A 10,891-nucleotide genomic window follows, 5' to 3' on the forward strand; every position below is an offset into this window, starting at 1 on the left:
GAACGCTCATTCGACAACTGGAGCATGAATCAAGCCGCTTCATGGAGCGCGGCCGCCGCCGCGAAAACCTCGGCCACTGCATAGGCGCCGGGGTCGGCCACGCCTTGCAGCTTGCTGCCGACATAGGCGGACCGCCCGGATTTTGCCCTGTCCATGGCAGCGGTGGCCTCGGCACCATGGCGAGCCGCGATAGCCGCTTCGTCCAGGCTCTTGGCATCGAGCGCTCTGAGGGCAGGCTCCAGGGCATCGACCATTGTACGATCCCCCATCCTTGCGCCGCCATAAAAGGTCATCCGCTCAAGGCCGGCAAGCAGCGCCTTGGCCAAGCTCGCGCCGCTATCCAGAGCCTGCGCCGCCGCCGTGAAGAAGATCGACAGCAGCACGCCGCTGGAGCCGCCCATCGAGGCGCTCAGAATGTCGCCCATCGCGCCAAGGGTCGCCGCCGGCTCGGCAAGCGGCAGCGCATCAAGCCGCTTGAGGATGCTGCGCGCGCCGGTCGCCACCGTCGAGCCCGTGTCGCCGTCGCCCGCCTTGGCGTCGAGCCCGTTCAACGTGGTTTCCAGCGCGATCAGTCGTTCGCAGATGGTGACGAGAAGAGAGCGGGTCCGTGCATCCTGGCTGGGCTTGCGTGCCGCGCTCTGTCCGGCCGCTTTCGCCATCGGCACCACGGCAGGCGGCACAACCGGCTTTGCCGGCATCCAGGCGTGCGGACCGACCGGCGCCTGCAAGGCCGTCTCGCGCGCGGGGTCGAGCCGGATCAGCGACAGCGAGAAGCCGTTCATGTTGAGCGCCGTCATCAGCGGGCCCGGGCCGATCGCCAGCTTGATGGTTTTGGCCAGCGGCGAGGCAAGCACTGCGTTGGCGATAACGGACATTTCGAGCGGCGGCACCGAACCGAGATTATTGATCAGCAAGGCGTGGCCGGCCTTGGGATCAAGCCGTGCCGCTAGGCGCGCCGCCATGATCGCCACCAGCCTGTCGGCGCTCTGCACCGCAATCCGCTCGACGCCCGGCTCGCCATGGATGCCGAGGCCGAGCTCGCCATCGTTCTCGCCGAACCTGTCTTCGTGCGGCTGGCCCGGAATCGAGCAGGACGACAGCGACATGCCGAGCGAAACAACGTCCTTCGCTGCCGCTCGCGCGACAGCCGCTATATCGGCAAGATCGTGCCCGGTCTCCGACAGGTGGCCTGATATCTTGTGGACGAACAAGGTGCCGGCAACGCCGCGCGGCTGGGCAATGTCGGGCAGCGCGATGTCGTCGGCGACGATCACCATCTCGACGGCAAAACCCTCGGCGCGCGCCTTCTCTGCCGCGAGGCCGAAATTGAGACGGTCGCCGGTGTAGTTCTTGACGATCAGCAGGCAGCCGGCCGAACCGGTGACCGCGCGAATCGCTGCCAGCACCGCCTCGACGCTTGGCGAGGCAAAGATCTCGCCCGAAACCGCCGCCGTCAGCATGCCCTTGCCGACGAAGCCGGCATGGGACGGTTCGTGCCCGGCCCCGCCGCCGGAGACGACGCTGACTTTCGTCCTGTCCCAGTCGGTGCGCAGGATGACCTTGATCTCGGGATAGCCGTCGAGGCGCGCGAGATCGCCGGAGCCAATGGTCCGTAACAGGCCGTCGAGCGCCTCGGTGACGATCGTTTCCCTGCGATTGAAAAAGTGCTTCATCGAATTCGTCCCGTACTGGCAAAGTCAAAACCGGTGCTGAATCACCGAAAACCGCTCACATCAATCGCTGTCCATCGGCGTCGAAATACAGCGGCGCCCGGTAGCGGATCACCACTCTGTCGCCCTGCGCCAGATCCGTGTCGGGATCGGTCAGCGTCACCAGTTTCTTGGTCCCTACCGTCACATGCAAATGGTTCTGATCACCGAGATGCTCCACCCAGTCGACAACGCCGTCGGCGTGACCATTCGCGGCCTTCGCGATCGAAAGATGTTCGGTGCGCGCGCCGATCGTCTTGGTCCCGGCCGGTGCGCCGCCGTCAGGCAGCAGTCCGGTTGGCAGAAGATTGATCGCCGGCTGGCCGAGCCTTGCCGCGACATGCAGGTTTGCCGGCTCGGAATAGATGGTGCGCGGCGAACCGATCTGCACCAGCACGCCATCGGCAAGGATGCCGATACGGTCGGCCATGGTCATCGCCTCGATCTGATCATGCGTGACATAAAGCATGGTGGCGCCGAGTTCGGTCTGGATGCGCTTCAGCTCGAGCCTGAGATCGCCGCGCAGCTTGGCATCGAGCGACGACAGCGGCTCGTCCATCAGGTAGATCGAAGGCTTGCGCACCAGCGCCCGGCCGATGGCAACGCGCTGCATTTCGCCGCCCGAAAGCTTGGTCGAGCGATTGGCGAGCTTGTGATGGATGCGCACCATCCTGGCCACCTCCTCGACCCGGCGGCGGATCTGGTCTTCCGGCATTTTCCGCGCCGGCGAGCGCAGCGGGAAGGCGAGATTGTCGAACACCGAGAGGTGGGGATAGAGCGAATATTGCTGGAAAACGAAGGCCGTGTCGCGCTCGGCCGGCGACAGTGTCGTGGCATTGTGGCCCCCAATCTCGATCATGCCGGAATCCGGCCGTTCCAAACCGGCGATGAGCCGCAGCGTCGTCGTCTTGCCTGCCCCCGTCGGCCCGAGCAGCACGACGAACTCGCCATCTGATATATGCAGATCGAGGCCGTTGACGGCGGCATGATCGCCGAAACTCTTGGTCACGTTCTTGATGTGCACCTCAGCCATGCTGGGTCCTCCGCTCCGAGGCGACATCATGGATTGCGGTTCTCACCGCGCGGCCCGATCCCTTCTCGAACAGCGATAGCCGCGCGCTGCTCAGCGTCAGGCCGACATGGTCGCCGGTGGAGAGCCGGATTTCGGCCGGCACGCGTGCCTTGATGATACCGTCCGCCGTTTCGACTGCGACGATCTGCGTGGTGCCGAGATATTCGGTGCCATAGATGGCGCCGCGCAGCTTGGAGGCGTCGTCGAAGCGTATGTGCTCCGGGCGGATGCCAAGGGCCATGTCGCTGGGTGCGATGTCCTCTCGCACCTCCGGCACCGCGACCTTCGCACCTTGCACGATGATCTCCCTGGCGCCTTTGGCCAGCCCGCCGCCAAAACCCAGAAAATTCATCGGCGGCGAGCCGATGAAGTCGGCGACGAACATGGTCGCCGGGCGGTCGTAGATTTCGCGTGGGCTTCCGAATTGTTCGATGACACCATGGTTCATCACCGCGATCTTGTCGGCCATCGACATCGCTTCCATCTGGTCGTGCGTGACATAGACCGTCGTGGCGTGGATGCGGTTGTGCAGCTCGCGCAGCTCGCGGACCATCAGATCGCGGAATTCGGTGTCGAGCGTGCCGAGCGGCTCATCCATCAGGAAGCATTTTGGCCGCCGCACGATGGCGCGGCCGAGCGCGACGCGCTGGCGGTCGCCGCCGGCCAGGCCGGAGACGGATTTGTTGAGCAGATGGTCGATGCGCAGCAGCTTCGCCGTCTCCTCGACACGGGTGCGGATTTCGGCCGAAGGCATGCCTTGCGCCAGGAGCGGGAAGCCGATGTTCTTGCGCACATTCATGTGCGGATAGAGCGCGAAGAGCTGGAAGACGAAGGCGATGTCGCGCTCGCGGGCCCGCAGCATGGTGACGTCGTCGCCGCCGAGCAGGATCTGGCCGCCGGTCGGCAATTCGAGCCCCGCGATCATGCGCAAGGTCGTCGTTTTGCCGCAGCCCGACGGGCCGAGCATGACGAAGAACTCGCCATCCTCGACGACGAAGTTGGAATCCTGCACGGCGACGAAATCGCCGAAGGCCTTTCTCAGGTGCTGGACGCGAATTTCGGCCATGATTATTCCGGGAATTTCGAGACGATGATGAACATCACGGTGCCGGCGAGCATGGTGATGAAGGAATAGGTGTAGAGCGACAGCGCGAAGGGCTGGAACAGCATCAGGAAGCCGATGGCGATTAGTGCCGTCGCGATGTTTTCCATCAGCCCGCGCCTCGCCCAGACCGGCCAGCGCGATTTGCTTTTCTGTGGCTTGGTCATGCTCATTTGCGCACCGCACCGAAGGTGATGCCGCGCAGCAATTGCTTGCGAAGCAGAATGGTGAAGACCAGGATCGGCACCAGGAAGATCGTCGTGCCTGCCGCCACCGCCGGCCAGTCCTGGCCGCCTTCGCCGATGATGGTCGGGATGAAGGGCGGCGCAGTCTGCGCGGTGCCGGAAGTCAGGAGTGCCGCGAACGCATACTCGTTCCAGGCGAAGATCAGGCAGAAGATGGCGGTCGCGGCAATGCCGGTCGTCGCCTGCGGCAGCACTGTGCGCCAGAAGGCCTGCAGCCGCGTATAGCCGTCGATCATCGCCGCCTCCTCATATTCGCGCGGGATCTCATCGATGAAGCCTTTCAGCAGCCATACAGCCAGCGACACATTGACTGCCGTGTAGAGCAGGATCATGCCGAGCGCCGTGTCCGACAAGCCAAGCTCGCGGTACATCAGGTAGATCGGAATGGCGACAGCGATCGGCGGCATGAAGCGCGTCGACAGGATGAAGAACAAAAGGTCGTCGGCGAGCGGCACCTTGAAGCGCGAGAAGCCATAGGCAGACAGCGTGCCGAGGAACACGGCGCAGAAGGTCGAACCGAAGGCGATGATCAGCGAATTGACGAAGCGCGGCAGGAAGTTGGACGGGCCGGCGATCACCATGTTGCGCTTGCGCGTGGTCTCGTCGCAGAAGCCCGTCGCGGGACCCAGCGAGTTGATGTATTCCGGCGTCTGCCGCGTCCGCGTCGTGAACAGATTGCAGTAGCCTTCGAGGCTGGGCTGGAACAGGATCTTGGGCGGATAGGCGATCGAATCCGGCGGCGTCTTGAAGCTGGTGGCGAAGATCCACAGCAGCGGCACGATCGAGATCAGCGCGTAGAGCACGATGATCGTGCCGGCGATGCGCTTCGAATTCGTGGACGGTGCGACGACCGAGTGGGCAGTGGTCAGGCTCATCTCTGCTTCACCTTGTTGAGCGCCTTGACGTAGATGTTGGCCAGCCCGAACACCGCGACGAACAGGATGATGGCGAAGGCCGAGGAGTAGCCGGTGCGCCAGCTCTCAAAAGCCTGCCGCTTCAGCGTGATCGAGGCGACCTCGGTGGTCGAGCCCGGCCCACCGCCGGTCAAGAGGTTGACCATGTCGAACATCTTGAAGTTCTCGATGCCGCGAAACAGCACCGCCAGCATGATGAAGGGCAGCGCCATCGGCAGCGTGATCGACCAGAACTGCCGCCAGTTGGAGGCGCGGTCGACCTCGGCCGCCTCGTAGATGTATTCGGGGATCGAGCGTAAGCCGGCGAGGCAGATCAGCATCACGTAGGGCGTCCACATCCACGTGTCGACGATGATGATAGACCACGGCGCCAGCGACACGTTGGAGAGCATCTGGATATCGGTTGGCGGGATCCTCGTGACGAAGGAGATGGCGTAGGCGAACAGGCCGATCTGTGGCTCGTAGAGGAAGCGCCAGAAATTGCCGACCACCGCCGGCGACAGCATCATCGGCACCAGGATCAGCGTCGTCCAGAAGGCATGGCCGCGAAACTTCCTGTCGATCAGCCAGGCCAGCGTGAAGCCGATCAGCGTCTGCAACAGGATGGTCCAGAACACGAAATGCGCCGTCGTCTGCATGGCGATCCAGATATCCTTGTCGCCGAGGATGCGCTGGTAGTTGGCGAAGCCGAGATTCTTCACCACCTCGTTCGGCCGGTTGGCCCGGTAGTTGGTGAACGACAGATAGATCGCCCAGAACAGCGGAAAGATGTTGATGGCCAGCAGCAACAGGATCGTCGGCGAGATGAACAGCCAGGCGAGGCCCTTGTCGCTGATGCCCCGGACCTTGCCGGCCAACGGTTCCGGGGTCGCCCGGGCAACGTTCTCCGCAGTCCGATTGAGCATGGTGAGTCCTGCTTCGGTCACTTGGTCGTCTCTGTCATGGAATTTATCTGAACTGCGTCCCGTGCCAAGGGCGGCACGGGACGCTAGGGCCCTAGCTCGGGAGGAGCCGGGGTTACATCTTGCCGTCGTCCTGGAAGACCTGCGTCCAGTCCTTGACCAGGCCGTCGAGCGCATCCTTGGCCGAGCCCTGGCCGGCCACGACATAGTCATGGAAGCGTTTCTGCGAAGCCTGCAGCAGCGGTGCGTAGCTCGGCTCGGCCCAGAAGTCCTTCACGATGGCCATCGAGTCGAGGAAGGTCTGCGCGTAGGGCTGGCTGGCCGGGAACTTCGGATCCTTGACCACCGCGTTGAGGCAGGAATAGCCGCCGAGGGACCACCATTTGGCCTGCACGTCCTTGTTGGCGAACCACTTGATGTATTTCAGCGCCGCCTCCTGCTTGTCGGAATAGGACACTACCGAGATGCCCTGGCCGCCGAGCTGGGCGAACTGCTCACCGTCGGGACCCTTCGGGTTGACGAAGTAGCCGATCTTGTCGCCGCCGACATTCTCGTCCTTCTGCAGGCCCGGCCATGTGAAGGCGAAGTTCATGTGCATCGCCACCTGGCCGGATTTGAAGGCATCGACGCCTTCGCCCATGTAGCTGTTCGACGCGCCCGGAGGGGTACAGCAATCATAAAGCGCCTTGTAGAATTCCAGGCCCTTCACCGACTTGTCGGAGTTGACGAAGCCTTCCATCTCGTAGGGCTTCTTCGGGTTTTCGTACTGGAAGCCGTAGCTGTAGAGCACGTCCATGGCGCCCATGGTGATGCCTTCCGAGCCGCGCTCGGTATAGATCGAGGCGCCGTAGACGGTCTTGCCGTCAATCTCGCGCTTCTGGAAGAACTCGGCGACCTGCTTCAACTGGTCGAAGGTGGTCGGCGGACCGAGATCCCAGCCGTACTTCTCCTTGAATTCCTTCTGCAGCTCCGGCTTGGAGAACCAGTCCTTGCGATAGGTCCAGCCGACGACGTCGCCCATGGCTGGCAGCGCCCAGTAGTTCGGCGTGTTCTTCGGCCATTCCGAATAGCCGACGACGGTTGCCGGCACGAAGTCGTCCATGCTGATCTTCTCCTTGTCGAAGAAGTCGTTCAGCTTGACGTAGTGGCCGTTCTCGGCCGAACCGCCGATCCACTGGCTGTCGCCGATGATCAGGTCGCACAATTTGCCGTGCGAATTCAGCTCGTTGAGGAAACGGTCTGCATAATTGGTCCACGGCACGAACTCGAATTTCATGCCGATGCCGGTTTCCTTGGTAAAATCCTTGGACAGTTCGACAAGCGCGTTGGCCGGGTCCCAAGCGGCCCAGCACAGCGTCAGGTCTTCAGCGTGCGCGACATTCGAGACGGCTGTCGACGCTGTGATCGCCGAGGTCAGTCCCAACGCCAGTTTCAAGCTCGATTTCATGACTTCCTCCCATTTGCGAAACGCGCCCGGATGACGGTTTCAAAAAGCCCTCAACCCCTCTCCTCAGGGGCCCAAACATGGCGGCGCGGTCACGCTGCGGATGTTTAGTAATTTGTTTAGTGATGCAATTTTTACTAAACAAGGCAAGCGAATTCGTTGCTGCGCCGCAGCATGCTTATGGCGATGTCTGAAAACCTTGGGAAAAGCGCGGGTCGCTGGTCGGCCTACCGAAGCTCTTCAGGCCGATTCTGACCAGGACGTGGGGCAGCCTCGGTTTTCAATCCACCCTTCTGGTGCTCACCATCACCTTGCGGATTGGCGGCGCCGGCGGCAGCAGCGCGCGGATATCGGCGAACGGGAACGACGGTTCGAAACGGAACGCTTCGGCCGATGAGCCTTGCGCGCTGTTGCACTGGCCGGCGCGAAAGGCGTTCTGTGTCCGCGCGATGTCGACGAAGCGGTCGGGATCCTGCGACTGATGCATTCGGATCGCCTCAGCTTTGACGTCGGCATACCCGGAAATGTCGACGTAGTGCGTCGGCGAAAAACCGGTGCCGCCCATCGTGTCGGCATGCAGCACCGGGACGGCGAAAGACGCCGCGATGCGCACGCCGTCCGACAGCGCGCGATGGTCGGCGTGATAGTCGTTGGGCGCATGCGTGATCACCAGATCCGGGCCGGTTTGACCAATCAGTGCTTTCAGAGCTCCGATCAGCGCTGCATCGGCCACCAACTCGCCGTCCGGGAAGTCGAGGAAGCGTGGCATTGCGCCTACCAGCGCAGCCGCGGCCGTTGCTTCATCGCGACGGACACGAGCGAGAACAGCGGGATCACTCGTGCCGCCCCTGGCACCATCCGTGGCCATGGCAAAAGTGAGCTCTGCGCCTTGCGCGGCATAGGCGGCCATCGTACCGAACATGAAGATCTCGATGTCGTCCGGATGCGCACCGAGCGCTAGGATTTTCAAATCACTCTCTCCCCGGAACTGGAACAACGTGACGAACGGAATCCTGCTCGCCCTGATCGCCTACGCAAGCTATTCGGGCAGCGATGCCGTTGTCAAAAGCCTGGGCGGTCAGCTCACGATCTTCGAGATCGGCTTTTTCATAACCTTGTTCGCGGGCTTCTTCCTATTCTTCACGCGACCTGCGGGCGAACGCTGGCGCGATTTCTGGCGCACCAAAAGGCCATGGGCGGTGCAGGCGCGCGCCTGGGCGGGTATCGCTTCCGGCGTGCTCAGCGTCTACGCCTTCACCACCATTCCGCTGGCCGAGTCCTATGCGCTGATCTTCCTGGCGCCGCTCTGCGTCACCATCCTCTCCACGGTGATCCTCAAGGAGAAGGTCGGCCCCTGGCGCTGGCTGGCGGTGGTCGCCGGTTTTGCCGGTGTCATGCTGGTGGTGCGGCCTGGCTTTCGCGAGCTCAATCTCGGCCATCTTGCCGCCTTCGGCGTTGCCTTCCTCGCCGCCATCAGCGTCATCCTGATGCGCTCGCTGGCGCAGCAGGAAAAGCGCACCACCATGCTCGGCGTGCTGGTCGGTTGCGGCCTGCTGTTCAACGGCATCGGTGCCGCCGCCACCGCCTTCACTGTTCCCAGCGGAAAGCAGTTGCTGTGGCTGGCAATGGCCGGAGCCTTCACCGCAGGTGGACAATTCCTTCAACTGCTGGCCATGAAATACGCGCCCGCCAACCGCGTTGCGCCGACGCATTATTCGCAGATCGCCTGGGCGGTGGTCCTCGGCGCGTTGTTCTTCCAGGAATATCCGGACGGGCTGTCGCTGGTTGGTCTGGCGGTCGTTGGCGGCGCCGGCCTGTTGACCATGGTGCGGGAGGAAGCGCGGCTGGGCACCGTGCGCTGGAACCCGTTTTCGCGCACCCGGCTTTGAACCGTCTCTGGTTGCGCCGTGGCCACAACCGCTGATATGCGGGCGCCATGACCACAAAACCCCTGCCGGAGCTTCCTGTATCTGCCGTGCTGCCGGCGCTGAGGGAAGCGCTCGGCCATGGCAACAGCGCCGTGCTGGTGGCGCCGCCGGGCGCCGGCAAGACGACGCTGGTGCCGCTGGCGCTGCTTGACGCGCCTTGGCTCGGCGCCGGCAAGATCATCCTGCTTGAACCGCGCCGCCTCGCCGCCCGCGCCGCCGCCCGCCGGATGGCTGAATTGCTTGGTGAGGAACCTGGCGCCACCGTCGGCTATGCCATGCGCATGGAAAACCGCATTTCGGCAAAGACCAGGATCGTAGTCGTCACCGAAGGCGTGCTGGCGCGCATGATCCTCGACGATCCCGAATTGCCCGGCGTTTCGGCTGTCATTTTCGACGAATTCCACGAGCGTTCGCTCGATGGCGATTTTGGGCTCGCACTGGCGCTCGACGTGCAGGGTGCGCTGCGGCCGGACCTGCGCTTGGCTGTGATGTCGGCAACGCTCGACGGCGCGCGGGTCGCGAAACTGCTGTCGGGTGCGCCGGTGATCGAGAGCGAGGGGCGCGCCTTTCCTGTCGACATCCGCTACGACGAGCGCCCTACCGGCATTGCCATCGAGGACGCGATGGCCAAGGCGATCCGCACAGCCCTTGCCGACGAGATCGGCAGCGTGCTTGCCTTCCTGCCCGGCCAACGCGAGATCGAGCGAACCGCCGAGCGGCTGGCCGGCAAGGTCGGCACTGAAACCGACATCGTGCCGCTCTACGGCATGCTCGACGGCAAGGCGCAGGACGCCGCGATCAAGCCGGCGCCTTCAGGCCGCCGCAAGGTGGTGCTGGCCACCTCGATCGCCGAAACCTCGATCACCATCGACGGTGTGCGCGTCGTCATCGATTCCGGCCTGTCGCGCCTGCCGCGCTATGAGCCGGCCAGCGGCCTCACCCGGCTGGAAACCGTGCGTGTCAGCAAGGCTTCCGCCGACCAGCGCGCCGGCCGTGCCGGGCGCACGCAGGCTGGCGTCGCCATCCGGCTGTGGCGGGCCGAGCAGACGGCTGCACTTCCCGCTTTCACGCCGCCGGAAATCCTCGAGGCCGATCTGTCCGGACTGCTGCTCGATTGCGCTGCCTTTGGCGTTGCCGATCCGGCAGGGCTCGCCTTTCTCGATCCGCCGCCTGTTCCGGCCCTTAGTGAGGCAAGGGCACTGCTGCGCGCGCTGGATGCCGTCGACGAGACGGGCCGCCTGACGGAGGCGGGTGCAGCGATGCGCAAGCTCGCTCTGCCGGTGCGGTTGGCGCACATGGTTGCCGAGGCAGCCGGCAGCGGCCATGCCTTCGAAGCGGCGATGCTTGCGGTGCTGCTCACCGAACGCGGTCTTGGTGGCGACGGCGCCGATCTGGAGCGACGGCTGATGCGCTTTCGTGGGGAAAGATCTCCGCGCGCTACCGCCGCCAAGCAGCTCGCCGAACGGCTGGCGCGGCAGGCCGGCACCTCTTCACCCTCCCCCTTGTGGGGAGGGTCGATACGCGAAGCGGAGCCGGGTGGGGGTAGGCCGAGCGCTGCACACCCACCCCCTCTCC

10 protein-coding genes are annotated in these 10,891 nt (G+C 63.8%); 2 read left to right on the top strand and 8 right to left on the bottom strand.

The annotated features are described in order from the left end of the window. Positions 1 to 29: 29 nt before the first annotated feature. The 8 genes from NKI99_RS25545 to NKI99_RS25580 all read right to left on the bottom strand — a co-directional run bounded on the left by NKI99_RS25545 (position 30) and on the right by NKI99_RS25580 (position 8,358). Positions 30 to 1,673 (bottom strand): dihydroxyacetone kinase subunit DhaK, encoded by a 1,644-nt coding sequence (locus NKI99_RS25545; RefSeq protein ID WP_352612509.1) that lies wholly within the window; start codon positions 1,671 to 1,673, stop codon positions 30 to 32. Between the two features lie 55 nt (positions 1,674 to 1,728). Further along, positions 1,729 to 2,742: an ABC transporter ATP-binding protein gene (locus NKI99_RS25550; RefSeq protein ID WP_352612511.1), complete on the bottom strand. Its 1,014-nt coding sequence runs from the start codon at positions 2,740 to 2,742 to the stop codon at positions 1,729 to 1,731. Next, positions 2,735 to 3,847 (bottom strand): ABC transporter ATP-binding protein, encoded by a 1,113-nt coding sequence (locus NKI99_RS25555; protein ID WP_352612513.1) that lies wholly within the window; start codon positions 3,845 to 3,847, stop codon positions 2,735 to 2,737. Before NKI99_RS25555 ends, NKI99_RS25550 begins: the two co-directional genes overlap by 8 nt. Positions 3,848 to 3,849: 2 nt before the next feature. After that, the gene (locus NKI99_RS25560) at positions 3,850 to 4,056 is read right to left on the bottom strand and encodes a hypothetical protein (protein WP_031213400.1); all 207 of its coding nucleotides are present in this window, start codon (positions 4,054 to 4,056) and stop codon (positions 3,850 to 3,852) included. Then, on the bottom strand, positions 4,053 to 5,003 hold the full coding sequence (locus NKI99_RS25565) for a carbohydrate ABC transporter permease (RefSeq protein WP_023811619.1): 951 nt from the start codon (positions 5,001 to 5,003) through the stop codon (positions 4,053 to 4,055). The genes NKI99_RS25560 and NKI99_RS25565 overlap by 4 nt, the downstream gene beginning before the upstream one ends. Further along, on the bottom strand, positions 5,000 to 5,947 hold the full coding sequence (locus NKI99_RS25570) for a carbohydrate ABC transporter permease (protein WP_023811620.1): 948 nt from the start codon (positions 5,945 to 5,947) through the stop codon (positions 5,000 to 5,002). Before NKI99_RS25570 ends, NKI99_RS25565 begins: the two co-directional genes overlap by 4 nt. 112 nt (positions 5,948 to 6,059) lie before the next feature. Next, on the bottom strand, positions 6,060 to 7,391 hold the full coding sequence (locus NKI99_RS25575; RefSeq protein ID WP_023811621.1) for an ABC transporter substrate-binding protein: 1,332 nt from the start codon (positions 7,389 to 7,391) through the stop codon (positions 6,060 to 6,062). A 277-nt stretch (positions 7,392 to 7,668) separates the two neighbouring features. Next, positions 7,669 to 8,358 (bottom strand): PIG-L deacetylase family protein, encoded by a 690-nt coding sequence (locus tag NKI99_RS25580; protein WP_023811622.1) that lies wholly within the window; start codon positions 8,356 to 8,358, stop codon positions 7,669 to 7,671. A 28-nt stretch (positions 8,359 to 8,386) separates the two neighbouring features. Here NKI99_RS25580 and NKI99_RS25585 point away from each other — a divergent pair, with 28 nt between their 5' ends. After that, on the top strand, positions 8,387 to 9,277 hold the full coding sequence (locus tag NKI99_RS25585; protein ID WP_023811623.1) for a DMT family transporter: 891 nt from the start codon (positions 8,387 to 8,389) through the stop codon (positions 9,275 to 9,277). 47 nt (positions 9,278 to 9,324) lie between these two features. Beyond that, the coding region (gene hrpB / locus NKI99_RS25590; RefSeq protein WP_352612515.1) for an ATP-dependent helicase HrpB at positions 9,325 to 10,891 on the top strand (1,567 nt) is incomplete at its 3' end.

It is taken from the genome of Mesorhizobium sp. M0239, from assembly GCF_040321815.1.
Classification (GTDB): Bacteria; Pseudomonadota; Alphaproteobacteria; order Rhizobiales; family Rhizobiaceae; genus Mesorhizobium.